The 26,191-nt window shown below is 70.2% G+C and carries 3 protein-coding genes and 2 pseudogenes; all 5 read right to left on the bottom strand.

What is annotated here, in order from left to right; all coding sequences use genetic code 11:
- Positions 1–43: 43 nt before the first annotated feature.
- Positions 44–3,454: pseudogene (locus tag CCZ36_RS36305) on the bottom strand (amino acid adenylation domain-containing protein); the annotation flags it as partial.
- A 20-nt stretch (positions 3,455–3,474) separates the two neighbouring features.
- The gene (locus CCZ36_RS36300; RefSeq protein ID WP_250645212.1) at positions 3,475–5,499 is read right to left on the bottom strand and encodes a condensation domain-containing protein; all 2,025 of its coding nucleotides are present in this window, start codon (positions 5,497–5,499) and stop codon (positions 3,475–3,477) included.
- Positions 5,496–11,720: a non-ribosomal peptide synthetase gene (locus CCZ36_RS35530; RefSeq protein ID WP_128817072.1), complete on the bottom strand. Its 6,225-nt coding sequence runs from the start codon at positions 11,718–11,720 to the stop codon at positions 5,496–5,498. Before CCZ36_RS35530 ends, CCZ36_RS36300 begins: the two co-directional genes overlap by 4 nt.
- Positions 11,720–25,450 (bottom strand): annotated as a pseudogene (locus tag CCZ36_RS34710) (amino acid adenylation domain-containing protein); the annotation flags it as partial. The pseudogene CCZ36_RS34710 and the gene CCZ36_RS35530, both read right to left, overlap by 1 nt.
- Positions 25,447–26,151, bottom strand: a complete 705-nt coding sequence (locus CCZ36_RS35520; protein ID WP_443069838.1) for a condensation domain-containing protein — start codon at positions 26,149–26,151, stop codon at positions 25,447–25,449. The gene CCZ36_RS35520 and the pseudogene CCZ36_RS34710, both read right to left, overlap by 4 nt.
- Positions 26,152–26,191: the final 40 nt, after the last annotated feature.

Below are 26,191 nucleotides of genomic sequence, written 5' to 3'. Positions count from 1 at the left end.
CTCTGATCTTTTCACTTTGTTCCAATTCCGTGGGATGGCGGGTTCACTGCCCCTGGGCCGGGTGCGCGTGCTCCGACACGGCGTCCCAGATCCGTCGCAGCATGTCCGGGTCTGCCATGTCGTCGTGCCGGCACGGCACTTCGGCCCCGGCCGTCGCGCCGGAGACGTGAGGGGCCCACAGCCCGGCGTCGGCGCCGCTCTCCTCGCGGTCCGCGGCCGCCACGACGACGAGGACGTCGCCGTCGAAGACCCCCGGCACGTGGGCACGCTGAATGCGCGCGTTGTTGTCGATGACCCGCGCGAAGCGGTCGATCTCCTCCGCTGTCAGCTCGGCACCGAACCGGCCCGCGCCCTGGACCACCACCTCCGTGAGGTCCACCGGCCCGGCGCTGTCGCCGGCCCGCTCCTCCTCCGGCATCGGATAGGCGTCCATGATCACCAGGGAGCCGACCTCGTGGCCGTCGGCCCGCAGCAGTACCGCCATCTCGTGCGCGACGATGCCGCCGAAGGACCAGCCCAGGAGGTGGTACGGCCCGGTCTCCTGGACCGTGCGGATCTGGGCGACGTAATCCGCCGCCATGTCCCTCACCGAGGACGGCAGTTCCTCCGGCACCGGGCCGACACCGCGCGCCTGCAGCGCGTACAGCGGCTGGTCCTCCGGCATGTGGCGCGTCAGGGGGACGTAGCACCAGCCGGTGCCGCCGGCCGGGTGGACGCAGAAGTACGGAGGCTTGCCGCCCTTGGCGCGGATGGGGAGGAGGCCGCCGAGCGCCTCCCGGGTCATCCCGGCGTCCGCGAAGCGGGCGGCGAGCGCCTCGGGGGTCGGCGCCTCGAACAGGTCGCGGATACCGATATCGACGCCGAGCACGGACCGGATCCGGTCGGCGAGGCGCACGCCGAGGAGGGAGTGGCCGCCCAGCTCGAAGAAGTTGCCGTCGACCCCGACCCGGGGCAGCCTCAGGACCTCCGCGAAGACACCGCAGAGCACCTCCTCCCGCACCGAAGCGGGGGCCCGCCCGGCCGCGCCCGGGGTGTGGTCGGGCGCGGGCAGGGCCCGCCGGTCCAGCTTGCCGTTGGCCGTCTGCGGCAGGGCGTCCAGGACCACGAAGGCCGCGGGCACCATGTACTCGGGCAGCCGGTCGCTCAGGTGGTCGCGGAGCGTGCCGACCAGGGCCGCCGTGTTCCGGCTCCTGGCCACGGGGTTGTTGGTGCAGGAGGCGAGGACGGACCGGGCGGGGCCCGCGGGCCGGTACGCGCCGACGGGGCCAGCGGCGCGAGGGGCACCGGACTCCGGCGCCTCGAACGCGGCCGACTCGAAGACGGCGTCCATGGAGCCGTCGTCGGCCGCACCGGTCAACGTGACGGCCGTCCGGTAGCCGAGGCTCTCGCCCAGCAGGTGGAGGTCCTCGGCGTCCAGCGCCCCGGTCGCCGAGCCGTCGGCCCCGAGCGCGGCGAGCGCCGTGTCCACGGGCTCGCCCGCGTCCAGGAGGCGCAGCGCGGCGATCTCACCGGCGAGCCCGCGGTGCGGCACCAAGGTCACGCGGAGCCTCGCGGGCCGGCCGGTGCGCAGCAGCCCGGCGAGTTCGGCGAGGTCGGTCACGTCCGTACCCCAGCGCAACGTCGTCTCCTCGGCGCCCGCGACAGCCGGCGAGGAGAGCCGCCCCGAGGGCTGCCCGGAGGGCTGTCCGGAGAGTTGTCCGGAGGACTTCTTGTGCAGGACCACGTCGTAGCGGTGCCGGGACATCTCGTGGTGGTGCACGCCTCGCTTCACCAGGATGTCGGCGTGCTCCAGCTCCGCCGAGGAGGCGCAGAGCGCGGGAAAGAAGTCGGGGTCGACCAGCAGCTCCTGTTCGCTGAGGAGCATCTGCTCGACGGCCCGGCGTACCGCGTCCGCTCCGCTGCCTTCCTCGTGCCTGCGCAGCGCGACCGCGGCGGACAGGCAGCGGTGCAGACGCAGGTTGCGCACATCACCGACGAAGATCCGCCCGCCGGGGGCGAGGAGGTCCACGGCGTTGCGCAGCACTTCCAGGAGGTACTCCGTGTTCGGGAAGTACTGGACCACGGAGTTGAGCACGATCGTGTCGAAGTAGTCCTGGGGCAGACCGTCGGTGACATCGGCCCCCTGCGCGCGCAGATGGACCCGGTCGCGCAGTTCCGGCTGCTGCTCCACTCCCCGGCGGAGCACCTCGATGCCCTCGGCCGAGAGGTCGGTGCCCCAGTACTCCTCGCAGCGCGGCGCGAGGCGGGCCAGGAGCGGTCCGTTGCCGACGCCGAGTTCGAGAATGCGGCGGGGTTCCAGGTCGAGGATGCGGTCCACGATGACGGACCGCCACTCCTGGAGGTGGCTCTCCGGGATGCGGCTGCCGTCGTAGGCGCTGACCCAGACGTCGAAGTTCTCGCCGAGCTCGGTGCCGCCGACCGGTGCCATGTCCCGGTACAGCGAGTCGTACACGCTCTGCCAGCCCTCGACCTGGCGGCCCTCGCCCTCCTGGTCACGCTCCGCCACGCGGGAGCCCGGGACCACGTAGGCGACGAGCTGCCGCGAGCCGTGGGCGTCGTCGCGGGCGACCACCGCGGCCTGGGCGACCTCCGCATGGGCCGTGAGCCCCGCCTCGATCTCGCCGAGTTCGATCCGGAACCCACGGATCTTGACCTGGTCGTCGACGCGAGTGAGGTACTCCAGGCTGCCGTCGGAGCTCCAGCGCACCAGGTCGCCCGTGCGGTACATGCGCTCGCCGGCAGCCCCGAACGGGCAGGCCACGAAGCGTTCCGCCGTCAGGTCCGGGCGGCCCTGGTAGCCGCGCGCCAGCTGGTCACCGGCCAGATACAGCTCGCCCGCGACACCCGCGTGCACCGGCTGCATCCTGTCGTCGAGGACGTACGCCCGGGTGTTCCACAAGGGCCGGCCGATCGAGGCGACCGGGCCCTGCCCGCCCGCGGCCAGTTCGGCAGTGGTGGCCCACACGGTGGCCTCGGTCGGGCCGTACAGGTTCGTGGCCTCCCCGGGGGCCGCCAGGATCCGCTCGGCGAGGGAGGAGGGCAGCGCCTCGCCCCCGACCAGGACGCGGGCACCCTTCAGAGCCGTGGGGTCCTCGTCGAGCACGGCCTGCCACAGCGTCGGCGTGGCCTGCATGACCGTGACGTCCAGGCGTTCGGCGAGCGCCACGAGCAGGCGCGGATCCCGTGCCGCCGTACGCGGCGCGACCGCCACGGACGCGCCTGCGAGCAACGGCAGATAGAGCTCGAGGACGTGGATGTCGAACGCCACGGTGGTGACCGCGAGCAGACGGTCGCGCTCGTCCAGCGGGCAGCGGTCGCCCATCGCCGCGAGGAAGTTCGTCACGGCCCGGTGCGGCACGGTGACGCCCTTGGGGCGGCCGGTGGAGCCCGAGGTGTAGATGACGTACGCGGGGTGGAACGGCAGCAGCGGGGACGTCCGCTCCGCGTCGTCGACCGGCCCGGCGTCCAGGCCGGTCAGCACGGGCACGGTCCGCGGGTCGTCGACCACGATCCGGACGGTGCCGGTACCGGCACCCGCCCCAGGGACGCGTCGGTGGCGCGACTGGTGAGGACGACCGCGGGCCGCGCGTCGTCCAGGACGTGGGCGATGCGGTCGGCCGGATACTCCGGGTCGATCGGTACGTACGCGCCACCGGCCTTCAGAACCGCCAGCAGCGTCACGACGAGGTCCGGCGAACGCTCCATGCACACGGCGACGAGCGTCTCCGGCCCCACGCCGTGGGTCATGAGCAGCCGCGCGAGGCGGTTCGCCCTGGCGTCCAGCTGCGCGTAGGTGAGTTCGGCGCGGTCGTGCCCGAGGCCGTCCGCCACGTCCTGGAAGAGCACGGCGACCGCGTCGGGGGTGCGTTCGGCCTGACGCTGAAGAAGCTCCGGGAGGTTCCGCGCGGTGGTGCGGTGCTCGGTGTCGTTCCACTCCTCGAGGATCGTCTTCCGCTCGGCGGCCTCAAGGATGTCCACCCGGCCGAGGGGCGTCGAGGGGGCGGCCGTAACGGCGTCCAGGAACCTGGCGTAGAGCTTGGCCATCCACTCGGCCGTCGAGGGGTCGAACAGGTCCGTGGCGTAGATGATGCTGCCGTGCAGCCCGCCGGGCTCGCCCCCGGGGCCGAACCGCTCGCTGAGGCCGATCTCCAGGTCGAACTTGGCCGACACATGGCCTGTGGCCACGGCCTCGGCCCGGAGACCGGGGAAGTCCAGCTCGGCCTGGGCGTTGTTCTGCAGGCTGAGCATGATGTGGAAGAGGGGGTGGCGTGCCATGGAGCGTGTGGGGGCGAGTTTTTCGACGAGTCGTTCGAAGGGGATGTCGGCGTGTGCGTATGCGCCGAGTCCGGTGTCGCGGACTCGTTCGAGGAGTTCGGTGAAGGTGGGGTCTCCGGTCAGGTCGGTTCGGATGACGAGGGTGTTCACGAAGAACCCGATGAGGTTTTCGAGTGCTTCGTCCGAGCGTCCTGCGACGGGGACGCCGAGGGGGATGTCGCGGCCTGCGCCGAGTCGGCTGAGGAGTGCTGCCATGGCTGCTTGCAGGACCATGAACAGGGTGACGCCGTGGGTGCGGGCGGTGTGGAGGAGGCGGGTGTGGGTGTCGGGTTCGACGGTGAGGTCGACGATGCCGCCGTGGTGTGTCGCGGTGGCGGGTCGTGGGCGGTCGAGGGGGAGTGCGAGTTCGTCGGGGAGGTCGGCGAGGGTGTGGCGCCAGTAGGCGAGCTGTCGTGCCAGGAGGCTGTGCGGGTCGGTTTCCTGGCCGAGGAGGTCGCGTTGCCACAGGGTGTAGTCGGCGTACTGGACGGGGAGCGGTTGCCATGCGGGGGTGGTGTTGGTGGTGCGTGCTGTGTAGGCGAGGGACAGATCGTGTGCCAGGGGTGCCATGGACCAGCCGTCACCGGCGATGTGGTGGAGTACCAGCATCAGTATGTGTTCGTCCGGGCCGGTGGGGATCAGCCATGCGCGCAGGGGGAGGTCGGCTGACAGGTCGAATACGGACGCGGCGGCTTCGGTCATCGCCTCTGCCGTTTCCTGCGGGGAGGAGACATGGACGGTTTTCAGCTCGCAGTGGGCCTGGTCCGTGTCGAGAATGTGTTGTTGAGGTTGGCCGTCGATCGTGGGGAACACGGTGCGCAGTACCTCGTGGCGTGCCACTACGTCGTTGAGTGCGGCGCTCAGGGCTTGGGTGTCCAGTGTTCCGTGCAGGCGGATGCCTGCGGGGATGTTGTATGTGGCGTTGGGGCCTTCCAGCTCGCCGAGGAACCAGAGCCGTTGCTGGGCGAAGGACAGTGGTACCAGTTCGGGGCGGGTCTGTGCGGACAAGGCCGGCCGGGCTTGTTCGGCGTCTTCGAGTCGTTTCAGCAGGGACTCTACGGACGGTGCTTCGAACACTGTCCGGACGCCGATTTCCACGCCCAGGGCCGACCGCAGGCGGCTGACGAGGCGGACGGCGAGGAGGGAGTGGCCGCCCAGTTCGAAGAAGTTGTCGTCGACGCTCACGTGGGGGACGTTGAGGACGTCGGCGAACACCGAGCACAGGATTTCCTCCTGGGCGTTGGCGGGCGCCCGGCCGGAGCTGGCGGCCGTGTATTCGGGTGCGGGGAGTGCGCGGCGGTCGAGCTTGCCGTTGACCGTGAGGGGCAGGGCGTCCAGGACGATTGTTGCGGACGGGACCATGTACTCGGGCAGTCGGGAGCCCACGTGGGCCCGCAGCGCCGACGTGTCGATCGTGTCGCCGGGGCGGCGGGGACGACGTAGGCGACCAGGCGCTTGTCCCCGGGGATGTCTTCACGGACGAGTACCGCGGCCTGCGTGACGGCTGTGTGTGAGAGCAACGCGGCTTCGATTTCGCCGAGTTCGATGCGGAACCCGCGCAGTTTGACCTGGTCATCGGCGCGTCCGAGGAACTCCAGGTTCCCGTCCGCCCGCCAGCGGACCACATCGCCCGTGCGGTACATGCGTTCACCGGGGCCGCCGAAGGGGTTGGCGACGAACCGCTCCGCCGTCAGGCCGGGGCGGCCCAGGTATCCACGGGCCAGCTGATCGCCCGCCAGATACAGCTCGCCCGCCACACCCGCCGGCACCGGACACAGACCCGCGTCCAGCACGAAGACACGCGCGTTCGGCATGGGGCGGCCGATCGGCGGGGCCTGGCCGTGGGACGGCGGGAGACAGTGCATGAGGGTGATGGCGACGGTGGTCTCCGTCGGTCCGTACCCGTTCCAGAACTCCCTTTCAGGACGTGCCCATTGGTCGACAAGTCGACCTGCGGGCAACTCGCCTCCCGTGGACACCAAGCGCAGCGCGGGCAGTCCGTCGGGACGCAGCAAAGACATCAAAGCGGGCGGCAGCTCGGCGACCGTCACCTCCTGCTCGGCCATGAGGCCGTGGAGCCGGTCGGCGTTCAGACGGTCCTCGTCCCCCGCCAGGATCAGCGTCGCCCCGGCGGTCAGGGTGGTGAACACCTCGAAGACGGACACGTCGAAGGTGAAGGCGGCGAAGCCGAGGACGCGGTCCTGTTCGCCTATCCCGTAGGCCGCAGCGATGCCGGTGGAGAACGCGGCGGCCGACCCGTGGCTGACGACGACGCCCTTGGGGCGGCCCGTGGAGCCCGAGGTGTAGATGACGTACGCGGGGTGGGACGGCAGAACTTCCCTTGCCCGGGGCGGACGGCCGGCAGACGGCTCGGCGCGCTCCATGTCCTCGATGAGGAGTCGTGGCACGGCCGGGTTCGCGAAGCCTTCCGCCGACGCCCTGGCCGTGATCAGCGCGGTGGGGCGGGCGTCCTTCAGCACGTAGGCCGTGCGCTCGGCGGGGTGGCTCGGGTCCAGGGGCAGATAGGCGCCCCCGGCCTTCAGTACGGCGAGGAGTGCCACCACCGTGTCCGCGGAGCGTGGCAGGGCGATCGCCACGAGCTGCTCGGGCCCGACGCCCCTGTCGACGAGCACCTCTGCCCATCGATCCGCTCGCGCGTCGAGCTCGGCGTAGGTCAGTCGCACGCTTTCGTGGACGAAAGCGACGGCCTCGGGCGTCCTGGCCACCTGAGCGTGCCACAGCTCGGTCAGCGTGGTCGGGCGCGTTCCCCGTGCCGTGTCGTTCCAGGCGGTGAGCACGTGGTGGCGTTCGGACTCACCGAGTGCCTCGATGCGGCACAGTTCGGTGGCGCTCTCGGCTTCGAGTACGCGGACGAGTTCGGCGGTGACGGTGTGGATCAGCGCGCAGACGTCGTGCGGCGCGATCGGGTCGGCGGCCTGGACGGTGACGCCGAAGTCCGTGCCCGCGTCGTCGATGGACACGGCGAGCGGGTAGTTGGTGCGCTCGTGGGCCGAGAGGAGTTCGACACCCTCCAGGGCCCCGCTCGTCGCGGCGCCCGGGCCCCCGCTACCGGCCATGTCGTGGCGGTAGTTGAGGAGGGAGGTGAACAGTGGCGTCTCGGCCGCGAGGTCGGCGGCCTGCTGGGCGAGGGTGAGGGGGGCGTGTTCGTGGACGAGGAGGTCGGCGAGCTGCTTCTGCATTCCCCGTACGGCCTCACCCACCGAGACCCGACCGGTCGGCACGCGCACGGGCAGGGTGTTGATGAACAGGCCTGGTGTGCGGTCGGCGCCTGTTCCGGCCTGCATGCGGCCGAACAGCACGCTGCCGAACACGACGTCGTCACGGCCCGACGTGACCGCGACGACCCGCGCCCACACGAGGTGGAACAGCGTCGCCGGGCTCACGCCCAGACGCCGCGCCTGCTCCCGCAGACGAGCGGCGAGCCCCGCATCCAACGTGATGCTCACATCGGTGATACCGCCCGAGCCCTTGCGCAGGTCGAGGAGACCGTACGGCGCTGTCGGCTCGGTCACGCCGTCGAGCAGCTCCCCGAAGAACCGCTCGTGCTCCGCGCGCGACACACCCAGGCGCGCCTGCGCCACGAACTCCCGGAACGGCACCGGCACGGCGAGCCCCTCCGCGTCACCGCGCAGCAGCGCACGAACCTCGTCCAGGAGGACGTCGAAGGTGGTGTGGTCGAGTACGAGGTGGTGGTTCTGAAGGACCATCAGCCAACGGTCGCTGCCCGGTTCGGTGGCGACGTACGCACGCAGCAGCGGAGCCCGCCCGACATCCATCGAGGCGGCGCACGCCGCGAGGAGCTGCTCGACCGGATTCTCGTCGGCCCGCACGTCGAGGCGGATCTCGTCGACGGGGACAGCAGCCGCGCGGGCCACGACCTGCACCGGCTCGCGGAGGCCCTCCCACGCGAAGCCCGTACGGAGGATGTCGTGCCGGTCGACCACCTTCTGCAGCGCGTCGACGAACCGGTCGAGCCGCCCTCGGGCGTCGAACCGCAGCACGGTCTGCTGGAGGTAGACGTCCGCCTCGCCCTCACCGGTCATCAGGTGGTGGAAGAACAGGCCTTCCTGGAGGGGGGCGAGGGGGTAGATGTCGGCGATGTTCGCCGCGCCGCCCTGCACCCGGGCCGCGATCCGCTCGATCTCCTCCGCCGTCAGGTCCACCAGCGGCAGCATCTCCGGGGTCAGCGCCTCGGCGTCCGCCGGAATCACATTCTCCGGCACCGTGACGGTTTCCCGCTCCAGGGAGGCCGTAGCCAGCCCGGCCACCGTCGGCGCGGCGAAGAGCGCCCGCACATCGACCGGCACACCCCGTGCCCTCAACCGCTCCACCAGGCGGACGGCGAGGAGGGAGTGTCCGCCCAGTTCGAAGAAGTTGTCGTCGACACCCACGCCGGAAACGCCGAGGACCTCCGCGAATACCGAGCACAGGATTTCTTCCTGCGCGTTGGCGGGCGCCCGGCCGGAGCTGGCGGCCGTGTATTCGGGCGCGGGCAGGGCACGGCGGTCGAGCTTGCCGTTGACCGTGAGGGGCAGGGCGTCCAGGACGACCGTCGCGGACGGCACCATGTACTCCGGCAGTGACCGGCCCACGTGGGCCCGCAGCGCCGACGTATCCACCGTGTCGCCGGGGGCGGCGGGGACGACGTAGGCGACCAGGCGCTTGTCCCCGGGGATGTCCTCCCGTACCAGTACGGCCGCCTGCGTGACGGCTGTGTGTGAGAGCAATGCGGCTTCGATTTCGCCGAGTTCGATGCGGAACCCGCGCAGTTTGACCTGGTCGTCGGCGCGGCCGAGGTATTCCAGGTTGCCGTCCGTGCGCCAGCGGACGACGTCGCCTGTGCGGTACATGCGTTCACCGGGGCCGCCGAAGGGGTTGGCGACGAACCGCTCGGCGGTCAGGCCGGGGCGGCCCAGGTATCCGCGGGCGAGTTGATCACCCGCCAGGTACAGCTCGCCGGCCACGCCTGCCGGTACGGGACGCAGAGCCGTGTCGAGGACGTGGACGCGGGTGTTCCATACCGGGCGTCCGATCGGCACGGCCGGTCCTTCGTCCGGAGTGCAGGGCCAGGCGGTCACGTCCACCGATGCTTCGGTGGGGCCGTAGAGGTTGTGGAGTTCGACGTCTTCGAGCACGTCGAAGAACTGGTCCCGCAGCTCTGCTGTCAGTGCTTCGCCGCTGCATACCACCCAGCGCAGCCCGGTGCATGTGGCCGTGTCCGGTTCGCGCAGGAACACGCGCAGCATCGATGGTACGAAGTGCGCGACGGTGACCTTTTCGTGGCGGATCAGCTCTGCCAGGTATCCGGCATCGCGGTGGCCGCCTGCCCGCGCCACTACCAGGCCCGCGCCGGTGATCAGTGGCCAGAAGAACTCCCACACGGACACGTCGAACCCGAACGGTGTCTTCTGCACCACCCGGTCCGAGCTGTCCAGAGCGAACATGTCCTGCATCCACAGCAGGCGGTTCACCACACCCTGATGCGGAACCGCGACACCCTTCGGGCGTCCCGTCGAACCCGACGTGTAGATCACATACGCCACGTGCGACGGCAGGACCTCGACAGAGCGAACCGGGTCACCGGACAGGTCCGCCAGTGCGGAGACCGTCCGTGCGTCGTCGATGACGACCTGCTCCAGTCCTTCCACCACCGGCACGACCGACCGGACCGACTCACTGGTCAGGACCAGGGCCGGCTGTGCGTCTTCCAGGACGTACGCGATGCGCTCCGCCGGGTACTCCGGATCCACCGGTACGTACGCGCCGCCGGCTTTCAGTACCGCGAGGAGCGACACGACCAGGTCGGCGGAACGTTCCATACAGACCGCGACCAGTGATTCCGCGCCCACACCCTGCGAGATCAGCAACCGCGCCAACCGGTTCGCCCGCGCGTCCAGCTCCGCATACGACCACGCGACACCCTCGAAGACCACCGCGGTCGCATCAGGCGTACGTGCCGCCTGGGCCGCCAGCAACTCCGTCAACGACACCTGCGGAACAGACCGATCCGTTTCGTTCCACCCACGTACCAGCTGGTCCCGCTCCACCGCACCCAGAACCGGGACCTGGCTCACGCGGAGCGACGGGTCAGTGGTGCACGCGTCCAGTAGGCGTACGAAGCGGGTGCTGAGGTCCTCCACCGTCTCCCGGTCGAACAGGTCCAGCGCACAGGTGATCGACCCCTTGAGCCCGGCCGGGCGGCCCTGCGTGTCGAACTCCTCGCTCAGATCGAAGGACAGATCGAACTTGGCCGGGGCGTTTCCGCCGGGCAGCGCGCTGACCCGGAGTCCGGGGAGGCCGAGTACGGCCTGGGCGTTGTTCTGGACGGCCAGCATCACCTGGAACAGCGGGTGGCGTCCCATGGACCGGGTCGGTACGAGCTCCTCGACGAGGCGCTCGAACGGCACGTCCTGGTGGGCGAAGGCGCCGAGGGCGGCGTCCCGCACCCGGGACACCAGATCCGTGAACGACGGGTCCCCGCTCAGGTCCGTACGCATGACGAGCGAGTTCACGAAGAAGCCGACGAGATCGTCGAGGGCGTCGTCCATGCGGCCCGCGATGGGCGTGCCGACCGGGATGTCGTCACCCGCGCCGAGCCGGGAGAGCAGTACGGCGAGACCGGCCTGGAGAACCATGTAGAGGGTGGCGCCCTCCGCACGGGCCAGTTCGGTCAGCTTCCGGTGCAGCTCCGCGTCGATGCGGAGCGGCACCTGGTCGCCCCGGTAGGAGGCCGCCGCCGGGCGCGTCCTGGCCGCGGGCAGCCGGAGTTCCTCCGGTACGCCCGCCAGTGTGGTCCGCCAGTAGGAGAGCTGCTCGGCGAGCACGCTCTCCGGGTCGTCCTCGTCCCCGAGGAGGTCGAGCTGCCACATCGTGTAGTCCGCGTACTGGACCGGCAGCGGCTCCCACCGGGGGGCGTGACCTGCGCGGCGCGCACCGTACGCCTCGGACATGTCCCGGGCGAGCAGCCCCATGGACCAGCCGTCGCTGGCGATGTGGTGAAGGACGAGGAGCAGGACGTGCTCCTGCGGCTCCAGTTCGTAGAGCCGGGCGCGGATCGGGATGTCGGCGGCCAGGTCGAACGGCAGCGCCGTGGCCTCGGCGAGGGCCGGCGCCAGGGTCTCCTCCCCGGCCGTCGGGATCACCGGCAGGTCGAGAGACACCGCGTTCGCGTCCAGGATCCGCTGGTGCGGAGTCCCGTCGGCGGCGGGGAACACGGTCCGCAGCACCTCGTGCCGCTCCACCACGTCCCGCAGTGCGGCACGCAGTGCGGCCACGTCCAGCTCACCCCTGAGCCGCAGGGCGGCGGGAATGTTGTACGTGGGGTTCGGCCCCTCCAACTGTGCCAGGAACCACAGGCGCCTCTGGGCGAACGACAGCGGGATCATCAGTTTTCCTCCTGCATGGGCCTCGGCCGCGGCCGCAGTGCAGGCCGTGCTCTCTTCGTGTTCGTCTGTGCTTCGAGGCGACTCGCGAGTCCCGCCACGGTCGGTGCCTCGAACAGCGTCCTGATCGGCAGCTCCGCGCCCAGGGCGGTGCGGACGCGGCTCACCAGGCGGGTCGCGAGGAGCGAGTGCCCGCCCAGGTCGAAGAAGGAGTCGTCGACTCCCACCTCCGGCAGTCCGAGAATCTCGGCGAACAGGTCGCAGAGCTCCTTCTCACGTGGCGTGCTCGGAGCCCGGTTCGACCCGGCGACCCGGTAGTCCGGCGCGGGCAGCGCGCGACGGTCCAACTTCCCGTTGACGGTCAGCGGCAGGACGTCGAGCCGTAGGACGGCGGAGGGCACCATGTGGTCCGGGAGCCGCTCGCGTACGTACCCGCGCACGGCCGCGGACAGCGCGGAGGCGGACAGGTCCGCGGCCGCCCCGCTGCTCTCCGCGGCCGGGTCCGCGACCGCGTAGCCGACGAGCCGCTTGTCCCCCGGGGTGTCCTCGCGTACGACCACGGCCGCTTGGCCGACGAGCGGGTGCGAGGCCAGGACGGCCTCGATCTCGCCGAGCTCGATGCGGAACCCGCGGACCTTCACCTGGTCGTCGGCGCGTCCGACGTAGTCCAGGTGTCCGTCGGCGCGGCGGCGCACCACGTCGCCCGTGCGGTACATCCGCTCACCCGCCGCCCCGAACGGGCAGGCCACGAAGCGCTCCGCCGTGAGGCCGGGGCGATGCGTGTAGCCGCGCGACAGCTGGGCCCCGGCGAGGTACAGCTCACCGGCGACACCCACAGGAACGGGCCGCAGGCTGGCGTCGAGCACATACGCCCGGGTGTTCCACATGGGACTGCCGATCGGCAGGACCCCCGTGCTGCCCTCTTCGTGGGCGCTCACCGGGTACGCCGTGCAGACGACGGTCGTCTCGGTCGGCGCATACATGTTCACCAGGGCCGGAGCGTCCTCGGGATGACGGACGAACCACTCGGTCAGACGCCTGTGGTCCAACGCCTCGCCACCGAAGATCACGAAGCGCAGCGCGAGACGGGAGCCCAGGTCGGGAGCCTCGGCCTCGGCCTGGACGAGCTGGTAGAACGCCGACGGCGTCTGGTTGAGCACCGTCACCCGCTCACGGACGAGTAGATCGAGGAAGCCTCCGGGCGACCGGGAGATCCCGTGCGGCACGACCACCAGGCGGCCGCCGTGCAGCAGGGCGCCCCACATCTCCCAGACCGAGAAGTCGAAGGAGAAGGAGTGGAACCAGGTCCATACGTCGTCCGCGCCGAAGTCGTACCTGCTCTTCGCCGCCTCGAACAGCTGGACCACGTTGCGGTGCGGGACGGCCACCCCCTTGGGGTTGCCGGTGGAGCCCGAGGTGTAGATGACGTACGCGGGATGGTCCGCCAGCAGCGCGCAGCGCCGTTCGGTCTCGGCGATCTCTCCGGCGTCCAGCTCCGCCAGGGCGGCGACTGTCTGCGACTCGTCGACGATGACCTGTTCGAGGCCGGTCACGACGGGCAGGCCGTCCGCCGCCGACCGGCTGGTGAGGACGAGTGCCGGTCGGGCGTCGCCGAACATGTACGCGATCCGGTCCGCCGGGTACTCCGGGTCCACCGGCACGTACGCGCCGCCGGCCTTCAGCACCGCGAGCAGCGCCACCACCAGTTCGGCGGACCGCTCCATGGACACGGCGACCACGGACTCCGGACCCACCCCACGGGCGATGAGCAGCCGGGCCAGACGATTGGTGCGGGCGTCCAGTTCGGCGTACGACAGCTCCGTGCCCTCGAAGGTGACGGCGACGGCGTCCGGGGTCCGCCCTGCCTGGGTGGCGAAGAGCCGCGGCAGCGTCGTGACAGGAACCTCGTGCGCGGTGTCGTTCCACCGCGTGAGGAGCTGACGCTGATCCGTCTCGTCGAGGACCTGCACCTCGTGGAGCCCGGTGGCGCCGGTCTCCTCCTCGAGTGCGGTGACGAGGTTCGCTGCGGCCGCGTGGATCAGCCCGGTCACCGCCCGCGGCGAGAGGGGCGCGGCAGCCTGGACGACGACGTCGAAGCGGGATCCCGAGTCGTCGACGGACACGGTGAGGGGGTAGTTGCTGCGCTCGTGGGCCGAGAGCAGTTCGACACCCTCCAGTGCGCCGGTCATCACCTCGTCCGGACCCGTGCTGCCGGCCGTGTTGTGCCGGAAGTTGAGCAGGGAGGTGAACAACGGGGTCTGCGCGGGCAGCCCGGCGGCCTGCTGGGCGAGGGTGAGGGGGGCGTGTTCGTGGACGAGGAGGTCGGCGAGCTGCTTCTGCATTCCCCGTACGGCCTCACCCACCGAGACCCGACCGGTCGGCACGCGCACGGGCAGGGTGTTGATGAACAGGCCTGGTGTGCGGTCGGCGCCTGTTCCGGCCTGCATGCGGCCGAACAGCACGCTGCCGAACACGACGTCGTCACGGCCCGACGTGACCGCGACGACCCGCGCCCACACGAGGTGGAACAGCGTCGCCGGGCTCACGCCCAGACGTCGCGCCTGCTCCCGCAGACGAGCGGACACGGCCTCGTCGAGAGTGCTCATGACCTCGTCCACCGCGGTGCCGTCGCCCCGTACGTCGAGGAGACCGTACGGCGCTGTCGGCTCGGTCACGCCGTCGAGCAGCTCCCCGAAGAACCGCTCGTGCTCCGCACGCGACACACCCAGGCGCGCCTGCGCCACGAACTCCCGGAACGGCACCGGCACCGGCAGCGTGTCCTCCTGGCCCTCCAGATGGGCACGCACCTCGGCGAGGAGCAACTCCAGAGCGGTGTGGTCCTCGACGAGATGGTGGTTCTGAAGGAGCATCAGCCAGCGGTCGCTGCCCGGTTCCGCACCGATGTACGCGCGCAGCAGCGGAGCACGGCCGACGTCCATGGTCCTGTCCGCGGCGTCCAGCAGCTGCTGGGCCGCGTCCTGCCCCTCGGAGACCCCATCGAGTGCGACCTCGTGGACCGGAACCTCGGCGCGTCGGACCACGACCTGCACCGGCTCCCGCAGCCCCTCCCAGGCGAAGCCCGTACGGAGGATGTCGTGCCGCACCGTGACGGCTTGGAGCGCCTCGACGAACCGGTCGACGCGCTGCCGGGCGTCGAACCGCAGCAGGGTCTGCTGGAGGTAGACGTCCGCCTCGCCCTCACCGGTCATCAGGTGGTGGAAGAACAGGCCTTCCTGGAGGGGGGCGAGGGGGTAGATGTCGGCGATGTTCGCCGCGCCGCCCTGCACCCGGGCCGCGATCCGCTCGATCTCCTCCGCCGTCAGGTCCACCAGCGGCAGCATGTCCGGCGTGATGCTCTCGGCGCCTGCCGGGATCAGGTTCTCCGGCACGGCCACCGCGCCGTGGCCTCCCGCGCCGACGACGGCCGCGAGCCCGGCCACCGTGGGCGTTGCGAACAGGCTCCGCACACTCACGGGCAGACCCCGCTCACGCAGGCGTTCGATGAGGGAGACGGCGAGGAGGGAGTGGCCGCCCAGCTCGAAGAAGTTGTCGTCGACGCCCACGCCGGGAACACCGAGGACCTCCGCGAACACCGAGCACAGGATCTCTTCCCGTACGCCCGAGGGTGCCCGGCCGGAGCTGACGGCCGTGTATTCGGGTGCGGGGAGTGCGCGGCGGTCGAGCTTGCCGTTGACCGTGAGGGGCAGGGTGTCCAGGACGACTGTTGCGGACGGGACCATGTACTCGGGCAGTCGGGAGCCCACGTGGGCCCGCAGCGCCGACGTGTCGATCGTGTCGCCGGGGGTGGCCGGGACGACGTACGCGGTGAGGCGCTTGTCGCCGGGGGTGTCCTCCCGTACCAGCACGGCCGCCTGCGTGAGGGCCGTGTGTGAGAGCAACGCGGTTTCGATTTCGCCGAGTTCGATGCGGAAGCCGCGCAGTTTGACCTGGTCGTCGGCGCGGCCGAGGTATTCCAGGTTCCCGTCCGTGCGCCAGCGGACGACGTCGCCTGTGCGGTACATGCGTTCACCGGGACCGCCGAAGGGGTTGGCGACGAACCGCTCGGCGGTCAGGCCGGGGCGGCCCAGGTATCCGCGGGCGAGTTGAGCGCCCGCGACGTACAGCTCGCCCGCGACACCCACGGGTACCGGCCGCATGTCCGAACCGAGGACGAACACCCGCAGGTTCGGGATGCCCACGCCGATCACACTGCCCGCGTCGGCGGCGACCACAGTTTCGTCGAGGGGCTTGTAGCTGACGTGGACGGTGGTTTCGGTGATGCCGTACATGTTCACCAGCACTGGCGCGTCCGCCGCGTGGTGTGTGTACCAGTCGCGCAAGCGTGACGGGTCCAGTGCCTCTCCGCCGAACACCACACACCGCAGTGCCAGCCGCTGACCCAGTTGCGGTTCCCGGCTCTGGGCCGCCATCAGCTGGTAGAACGCCGAGGGTGTCTGGTTGAGCACGGTCACACGTTCGGTGACCAGCAGGTCCAGAACCTCACGCGGGTTGCGTGAGACCTCGCGTGGCACGACCACGAGGCGTCCGCCGTGCAGCAGCGCACCCCACAGCTCCCACACCGAGAAGTCGAACGCGAAGGAGTGGAACCACGCCCACACGTCGTCCGTACCGAAACCGAACCAGCCATCGGTCCCGCCGAACAGCGCGACCACGTTCCCGTGGGGAACCGCGACACCCTTCGGGCGTCCCGTCGAACCCGACGTGTAGATCACATACGCCACGTGCGACGGCAGGACCTCGACAGAGCGAACCGGGTCACCGGACAGCGTCTCCAACTGTGCCAGCACGTCGGTCCCGTCCACCTGGACTCGCGCTGGGGCGTCCGCCGTTCCGGGAACGGCGCCGTCCGTCGCCCGGCTGGTCAGGACCAGGGCCGGCCGTGCGTCTTCCAGGACGTAGGCGATGCGGTCGGCGGGGTACTGCGGGTCGATCGGTACGTACGCGCCGCCGGCTTTCAGCACGGCGAGGAGCGACACCACGAGATCGGCGGAACGTTCCATACAGACCGCGACCAGTGATTCCGCGCCCACACCCTGCGAGATCAGCAACCGCGCCAACCGGTTCGCCCGCGCGTCCAGCTCCGCATACGACCACTGCGTATCGCCGAAAGTGACCGCGGTCGCGTCAGGCGTGCGTACTGCCTGAGCCGCGAACAGCTCTGTCAGCGAAGCCTCCGCCACCGGGCGGGACTTGCCGCTCCACTCCCGCACCAGACGGTCCTGCTCCGCGTCGCCCAGAACCGGCACCCGGCCCAGCAGCAGACCCTCCGACTCGTCCTCCAGCGCAGCGACCACACCCTCGGCCGTGGAGCTGACCAGGTGGCACACCGTTTGCGCGGCGATCGGGGCAGCCGCCTGCACTGTCAGGCCGAAGCCTTCGCCGGTGTCGTCGACCGACACCGTCAGCGGGTAGTTCGTCCGCTCGTGAGCCGACAGCAGCTCGACCCCGTCCAGGCCGGTGTTGAGTTCCGCGATCGACCTGCCCAGTCGCTGGGCGGCGTTGGCGTTCTGCCGGTAGTTGAGGAGGGAGGTGAACAGCGGCGTTTCCGCCGCGAGGTCGGCGGCCTGTTGGGCGAGGGTGAGGGGGGCGTGTTCGTGGACGAGGAGGTCGGCGAGCTGCTTCTGCATCCCTCGTACGGCCTCACCCACCGATACCTGCCCCGTGGGTACCCGTACGGGCAGGGTGTTGATGAACAATCCCGGTGTGCGGTCGGCGCCTGTTCCGGCCTGCATGCGGCCGAACAGCACGCTGCCGAAGACGACGTCGTCACGGCTTGATGTCACCGCGACGACCCGCGCCCACACGAGGTGGAAGAGCGTCGCCGGGCTCACGCCCAGACGTCGCGCCTGTTCCCGCAGTCGAGCGGCGAGACCGGTGTCCAACACGGCCGTTGCCTCGGCGACGTCCGAGCCGTCGCCGTGCACATCCAGCAGCCCGAACGGCGCCGTCGGTTCACTCACGCCGCCGAGCAGCTCCCCGAAGAACCGCTCGTGCTCCGCACGCGACACACCCAGGCGCGCCTGCGCCACGAACTCCCGGAACGGCACCGGAGCGGCCAGTTCCTCCGCGTCACCGCGGAGCAACGCGCTCACCTCCGCGAAGAGGACGCCCATCGCCGTGTGGTCCTGGACCAGGTGATGGGCCTGCATGACCATCAGCCAGCGGTCGCTGCCGGGCTCCGCCGCGACAGTGGCTCGCAGTAGCGGGGCCTGCCGGATGTCCAGGGACGGGCTGCACAGATCGAGGAGCCTCTGCGTCAAGTCACCTTCAGCACCCTTGAGATTCACCTCATTCACAGGAATCCCGGCGTGCCGGACCACGACCTGCACCGGCTCGCGCAGCCCCTCCCACGCGAACCCCGTCCGCAGAGTGTCGTGTCGGTCCACGGCAGTCTGGAGCACGCTCAGGAACTGGTCGAGCCGTTCCCGGGAGTCGAACCGCAGCACCGTCGGCAGCACGTACACGTCCGCCCCGTTCTCGTTGCCGATGACGGAGTGGAAGAAGATGCCTTCCTGGAGGGGGGCGAGGGGGTAGATGTCGGCGATGTTCGCCGCGCCACCCACGCGGGCCGAGATCCGCTCGATCTCCTCCGTCGTCAGCTCGACCAGGGGCAGCATTTCCGGAGTGATGAGGTCGGCACCACCCGTGGGGATCAGGTTCTCCGGCACGGTCACCGTGCTCTGGCCCTCCGCGCTGACGGCGGCCGCGAGCCCGGCCACCGTGGGCGTCGCGAACAGACTCCGCACGCTCACGGGCATGCCCAGCTCACGCAGGCGTACGACGAGCTTGACGGCCATGAGGGAGTGCCCGCCGAGCTCGAAGAAGTTGTCGTCGACGCCGACCTGGGGCAGGTCCAGCATCTCCGCGAACACCGAGCTCAGGATCTCCTCCTGAACGGACGAAGGACCACGTCCCCGAGCGGACTGTCCCTCGCCGGCAGCCGTCGACGCGTTCGCCTCGTGCTCTTGGTGTGCGCTGCCCACGAGTTCCAGGCTGCCGTCGGCGCGCCGGCGGACGACGTCACCCGTGCGGTACATCCGCTCACCGGCGGTCTCGAACGGGCACGCGACGAAGCGCTCCGCCGTCAGGCCGGGGCGGCCCTCGTAACCGTGGTCTGTCAGGCCACCCGCGACGTACAGGTCGCCCGTGACACCGACAGGGACCGGCTGGAGGGCCGCGTCGAGCACGAACACCTTGCCGCCGGCGTCCGCTCCGCTCTGCGGGGCGGCGTCCAGCACGGGCACCGTGCGGGTCGGGACGCCCGCCGCGGAGTGCTTCCACTCGGTCAGGATCCGGTCCAGCTCCGCGTTGCCGAGGATCCGGATCCGGCTCACGGGCTGGTGCGGATCGGCCGTCACGGCCTCCAGTACGCGCACGAAGCGCTCGACGAGTTCCGCGACCGTGGCCTCGTCGAACAGGTCCGCGGCGTAGACGACCGTGCCACGGAGACCGGCCGGGGCTCCGGAGGCGTCGAACCGCTCCCGCACGTTCAGGTCGAGGTCGAACTTGGCGGCCGAGTCCTTGCTCGCGATCACTTCGGCCTCGAGCCCGGGCAGGTCCACGACCGCGTCCGCATGCGTGTCCAGGCTGAGCATGATGTGGAAGAGGGGGTGGCGTGCCATGGAGCGTGTGGGGGCGAGTTCTTCGACGAGTCGTTCGAAGGGGATGTCGGCGTGTGCGTATGCGCCGAGTCCGGTGTCGCGGACTCGTTCGAGGAGTTCGGTGAAGGTGGGGTCTCCGGTCAGGTCGGTTCGGATGACGAGGGTGTTCACGAAGAACCCGATGAGGTTTTCGAGTGCTTCGTCCGAGCGTCCTGCGACGGGGACGCCCAGGGGGATGTCGCGGCCTGCGCCGAGTCGGCTGAGGAGTGCTGCCATGGCTGCTTGGAGGACCATGAACAGGGTGACGCCGTGGGTGCGGGCGGTGTGGAGGAGGCGGGTGTGGGTGTCGGGTTCGACGGTGAGGTCGACGATGCCGCCGTGGTGTGTCGCGGTGGCGGGTCGTGGGCGGTCGAGGGGGAGTGCGAGTTCGTCGGGGAGGTCGGCGAGGGTGTGGCGCCAGTAGGCGAGCTGTCGTGCCAGGACGCTGTGCGGGTCGGTTTCCTGGCCGAGGAGGTCGCGTTGCCACAGGGTGTAGTCGGCGTACTGGACGGGGAGCGGTTGCCATGCGGGGGTGGTGTTGGTGGTGCGTGCTGTGTAGGCGAGGGACAGATCGTGTGCCAGGGGTGCCATGGACCAGCCGTCACCGGCGATGTGGTGGAGTACCAGCATCAGTATGTGTTCGTCCGGGCCGGTGGGGATCAGCCATGCGCGCAGGGGGAGGTCGGCTGACAGGTCGAATACGGACGCGGCGGCTTCGGTCATCGCCTCTGCCGTTTCCTGCGGGGAGGAGACATGGACGGTTTTCAGCTCGCAGTGGGCCTGGTCCGTGTCGAGAATGTGTTGTTGAGGTTGGCCGTCGATCGTGGGGAACACGGTGCGCAGTACCTCGTGGCGTGCCACTACGTCGTTGAGTGCGGCGCTCAGGGCTTGGGTGTCCAGTGTTCCGTGCAGGCGGATGCCTGCGGGGATGTTGTATGTGGCGTTGGGGCCTTCCAGCTCGCCGAGGAACCAGAGCCGTTGCTGGGCGAAGGACAGTGGTACCAGTTCGGGGCGGGTCTGTGCGGACAAGGCCGGCCGGGCTTGTTCGGCGTCTTCGAGTCGTTTCAGCAGGGACTCTACGGACGGTGCTTCGAACACTGTCCGGACGCCGATTTCCACGCCCAGGGCCGACCGCAGGCGGCTGACGAGGCGGACGGCGAGGAGGGAGTGGCCGCCCAGTTCGAAGAAGTTGTCGTCGACGCTCACGTGGGGGACGTTGAGGACGTCGGCGAACACCGAGCACAGGATTTCCTCCTGCGCGTTGGCGGGCGCCCGGCCGGAGCTGGCGGCCGTGTATTCGGGTGCGGGGAGTGCGCGGCGGTCGAGCTTGCCGTTGACCGTGAGGGGCAGGGCGTCCAGGACGATTGTTGCGGACGGGACCATGTACTCGGGCAGTCGGGAGCCCAGGTGGCCCCGCAGCGCCGACGTATCCACCGTGTCGCCGGGGGCGGCGGGGACGACGTAGGCGACCAGGCGCTTGTCCCCGGGGATGTCCTCCCGTACCAGCACGGCGGCCTGCGTGACGGCTGTGTGTGAGAGCAACGCGGCTTCGATTTCGCCGAGTTCGATGCGGAACCCGCGCAGTTTGACCTGGTCATCGGCGCGGCCGAGGAACTCCAGGTTCCCGTCCGCCCGCCAGCGGACGACATCGCCCGTGCGGTACATGCGTTCACCGGGGCCGCCGAAGGGGTTGGCGACGAACCGCTCGGCGGTCAGGCCGGGGCGGCCCAGGTATCCGCGGGCGAGTTGATCACCCGCCAGGTACAACTCGCCGGCCACGCCTGCCGGTACGGGACGCAGAGCCGTGTCGAGGACGTGGACGCGGGTGTTCCATACCGGGCGTCCGATCGGCACGGCCGGTCCTTCGTCCGGGGTGCAGGGCCAGGCGGTCACGTCCACCGATGCTTCGGTGGGGCCGTAGAGGTTGTGGAGTTCGACGTCTTCGAGCACGTCGAAGAACTGGTCCCGCAGCTCTGCTGTCAGTGCTTCGCCGCTGCATACCACCCAGCGCAGCCCGGTGCATGTGGCCGTGTCCGGTTCGCGCAGGAACACGCGCAGCATCGATGGTACGAAGTGCGCGACGGTGACCTTTTCGTGGCGGATCAGCTCTGCCAGGTATCCGGCATCGCGGTGGCCGCCTGCCCGCGCCACCACCAGGCCCGCGCCGGTGATCAGTGGCCAGAAGAACTCCCACACGGACACGTCGAACCCGAACGGTGTCTTCTGCACCACCCGGTCCGAGCTGTCCAGAGCGAACATGTCCTGCATCCACAGCAGGCGGTTCACCACGCCCTGATGCGGAACCGCGACACCCTTCGGGCGTCCCGTCGAACCCGACGTGTAGATCACATACGCCACGTGCGACGGCAGGACCTCGACAGAGCGAACCGGGTCACCGGACAGCGTCTCCAACTGTGCCAGCACGTCGGACCCGTCCACCTGGACTCGCGCTGGGGCGTCCGCCGTTTCGGGAACGGCGCCGTCCGTCGCCCGGCTGGTCAGGACCAGGGCCGGCCGTGCGTCTTCCAGGACGTACGCGATGCGGTCCGCCGGGTACTCCGGATCCACCGGTACGTACGCGCCACCGGCCTTCAGTACCGCGAGGAGCGACACGACCAGGTCGGCGGAACGTTCCATACAGACCGCGACCAGTGATTCCGCGCCCACACCCTGCGAGATCAGCAACCGCGCCAACCGGTTCGCCCGCGCGTCCAGCTCCGCATACGACCACGCGACACCCTCGAAGACCACCGCGGTCGCATCAGGCGTACGAGCCGCCTGAGCCGCCAGCAACTCCGTCAACGACACCTGCGGAACAGACCGATGCGTCTCGTTCCACCCACGTACCAGCTGGTCCCGCTCCACCGCACCCAGAACCGGAATCCGGTGCAGGGCCTGGCTCGCGGCTTCGTCCTCCAGCGCTGTGACGATGCCCTCGGCCGCAGCGCCGACCAGGCCACATACCGACTCCGCGTCGATCGGAGCACTCGCCTGCACTGTCAGGCCGAAGCCTTCGCCGGTGTCGTCGACCGATACCGTCAGCGGGTAGTTCGTCCGCTCACGCGTGTAGACGATCTCTACACCTGCGAGGTCGAGACCCATCTCCTCACGCGGACGCTCGTTGTGCCGGTAGTTGAGGAGGGAGGTGAACAGTGGCGTCTCGGCCGCGAGGTCGGCGGCCTGTTGGGCGAGGGTGAGGGGGGCGTGTTCGTGGACGAGGAGGTCGGCGAGCTGCCTCTGCATCCCTCGTACGGCCTCATCCACCGATACCTGCCCCGTGGGTACCCGTACGGGCAGGGTGTTGATGAACAGACCCGGTGTGCGGTCGGCGCCTGTTCCGGCCTGCATGCGGCCGAACAGCACGCTGCCGAAGACGACGTCGTCACGGCTTGATGTCACCGCGACGACCCGCGCCCACACGAGGTGGAAGAGCGTCGCCGGGCTCACGCCCAGACGTCGCGCCTGTTCCCGCAGTCGAGCGGCGAGACCGGTGTCCAGGACGGCCGTCGCCTCGGCGACGTCCGAGCCGTCACCGTGCACATCCAGCAGCCCGAACGGCGCCGTCGGTTCACTCACGCCGCCGAGCAGCTCCCCGAAGAACCGCTCGTGCTCCGCACGCGACACACCCAGGCGCGCCTGCGCCACGAACTCCCGGAACGGCACCGGCACCGGCAGCGCTCCCGCGTCGCCGTCGAGCAGGGCGCGCACCTCACCCAGCAGCACGGCCAGAGCGGTGTGGTCCTGCACCAGGTGATGGACGTGCAGGGCGAGCAGCCAGCGGTCGCTGCCGGGCTCCGCCGCGACAGTGGCCCGCAGCAGCGGGGCCTGCCGAATGTCCAGGGACGGGCTGCACAGATCAAGAAGCCCCTGCGTCAAGTCCCCGTCGACACAGCCGAGATCCACCTCATCCACCGGAACCTCGGCGCGTCGGACCACGACCTGCACCGGCTCTCGCAGACCGTCCCACGCGAAGCCCGTACGGAGGATGTCGTGCCGGTCCACGACCGACTGCAATGCCTGGAGGAAGCGGTCGGCGCGGTCCCGCGTATCGAACGCCAGGACCGTCGGGAGCACATACACGTCCGCGCCGGAGTCGCCCCCCAGCACCGAGTGGAAGAAGATGCCTTCCTGCAACGGGGCCAGCGGGTAGATGTCGGCGATGTTCGCCGCGCCGCCCTGCACGCGGGCCGAGATCCGCTCGATCTCCTGCGCCGTCAGGTCCACCAGCGGCAGCATGTCCGGCGTGATGCTCTCGGAGCCCGCCGGAATCAGGTTCTCCGGCACCGGCACCAGTTCGCCGTCAGCCGCAGCAGCCGCCAGGCCGGCCACGGTCGGGGCTGCGAACAAGTCCCGCACGCTGACCGACACGCCCCGCTCACGCAGGCGTTCGATGAGGGAGACGGCGAGGAGGGAGTGGCCGCCCAGTTCGAAGAAGTTGTCGTCGACGCCCACGCCGGGCACACCGAGGACCTCCGCGAACACCGAGCACAGGATCTCTTCCCGTACGCCCGAGGGTGCCCGGCCGGAGCTGACGGCCGTGTATTCGGGTGCGGGGAGTGCGCGGCGGTCGAGCTTGCCGTTGACCGTGAGGGGCAGGGTGTCCAGGACGACTGTTGCGGACGGGACCATGTACTCGGGCAGTCGGGAGCCCACGTGGGCCCGCAGTGCCGCCGTGTCGATCGTGTCGCCGGGGGTGGCCGGGACGACGTACGCGGTGAGGCGCTTGTCGCCGGGGGTGTCCTCCCGTACCAGCACGGCCGCCTGCGTGAGGGCCGTGTGTGAGAGCAACGCGGTTTCGATTTCGCCGAGTTCGATGCGGAAGCCGCGCAGTTTGACCTGGTCGTCGGCGCGTCCGAGGTATTCCAGGTTTCCGTCCGTGCGCCAGCGGACGACGTCGCCTGTGCGGTACATGCGTTCACCGGGGCCGCCGAAGGGGTTGGCGACGAACCGCTCGGCGGTCAGGCCGGGGCGGCCCAGGTATCCGCGGGCGAGTTGAGCGCCCGCGACGTACAGCTCGCCCGCGACACCCACGGGTACCGGCCGCATGTCCGAACCGAGGACGAACACCCGCAGGTTCGGGATGCCCACGCCGATCACACTGCCCGTGTCGGCGGCGACCACAGTTTCGTCGAGGGGCTTGTAGCTGACGTGGACGGTGGTTTCGGTGATGCCGTACATGTTCACCAGCACCGGCGCGTCCGCCGCGTGGTGTGTGTACCAGTCGCGCAAGCGTGACGGGTCCAGTGCCTCTCCGCCGAACACCACACACCGCAATGCCAGCCGCTGACCCAGTTGCGGGTCCCGGCTCTGGGCCGCCATCAGCTGGTAGAACGCCGAGGGTGTCTGGTTGAGCACGGTCACACGTTCGGTGACCAGCAGGTCCAGAACCTCACGCGGGTTGCGTGAGACCTCGCGTGGCACGACCACGAGGCGTCCGCCGTGCAGCAGCGCACCCCACAGCTCCCACACCGAGAAGTCGAACGCGAAGGAGTGGAACCACGCCCACACGTCGTCCGTACCGAAACCGAACCAGCCATCCGTCCCGCCGAACAGCGCGACCACGTTCCCGTGGGGAACCGCGACACCCTTCGGGCGTCCCGTCGAACCCGACGTGTAGATCACATACGCCACGTGCGACGGCAGGACCTCGACAGAGCGAACCGGATCACCGGACAGGTCCGCCAGTGCGGAGACCGTCCGTGCGTCGTCGATGACGACCTGCTCCAGTCCCTCCACCACCGGCACGACCGACCGGACCGACTCACTGGTCAGGACCAGGGCCGGCCGTGCGTCTTCCAGGACGTACGCGATGCGCTCCGCCGGGTACTCCGGATCCACCGGCACGTACGCGCCACCGGCCTTCAGTACCGCGAGGAGCGACACCACCAGGTCCGCGGAACGTTCCATACAGACCGCGACCAGTGATTCCGCGCCCACACCCTGCGAGATCAGCAACCGCGCCAACCGGTTCGCCCGCGCGTCCAGCTCCGCATACGACCACGCGACACCCTCGAAGACCACCGCGGTCGCATCAGGCGTACGAGCCGCCTGAGCCGCGAACAGCTCTGTCAGCGACGCCTCCGCCACCGGACGGGACTCACCGCTCCACTCCCGCACCAGACGGTCCTGCTCCGCGTCGCCCAGAACCGGCACCCGGCCCAGCAGCAGACCCCCGACTCGTGCTCCAGCGCAGCAACCACACCCTCGGTCGCGGCACCCAGCAGACCGCACACGGACTCGGCGTCAAGCGGGGCGGCCGTCTGAACCGTCAGACCGAAGCCGTCACCCGTGTCGTCGACCGACACCGTCACGGGGTAGTTCGTCCGCTCACGGACCGACAGGAGCTCGACCCCGTCCAGGCCGATGCTCGGCTCGTCACCCGGTGCGCCCGCGCTGTGCCGGTAGTTGAGGAGGGAGGTGAACAGTGGCGTCTCCGCCGGGAGGTCGGCGGCATGCTGGGCCAGCATGAGGGGGGCGTGTTCGTGGACGAGGAGGTCGGCGAGCTGCTGCCGCATCCCCTGTACGGCCTCACCCACCGACACCTGCCCCGTCGGCACGCGCACGGGCAGGGTGTTGATGAACAGACCCGGTGTCCGGTCCGCGCCCGCGCCCGCCTGCATGCGGCCGAACAGCACGCTGCCGAACACGACGTCGTCACGGCCTGATGTCACCGCGACGACCCGGGCCCAGACCAGGTGGAACAGCGTCGCCGGGCTCACGCCCAGACGCCGTGCCTGTTCCCGCAGTCGAGCGGCGAGACCGGTGTCCAGCACGGCCGTGGCCTCGGCGACGTCCGAGCCGTCGCCGTGCACA

Origin of the sequence: Streptomyces sp. S063 (assembly GCF_002832675.1) — a bacterium.
Taxonomy (GTDB): Bacteria; Actinomycetota; Actinomycetes; order Streptomycetales; family Streptomycetaceae; genus Streptomyces; species Streptomyces sindenensis.
The sequence above is the reverse complement of the archived record's forward strand: the minus strand, read 5'-3'. Positions and strand labels throughout refer to the sequence as shown.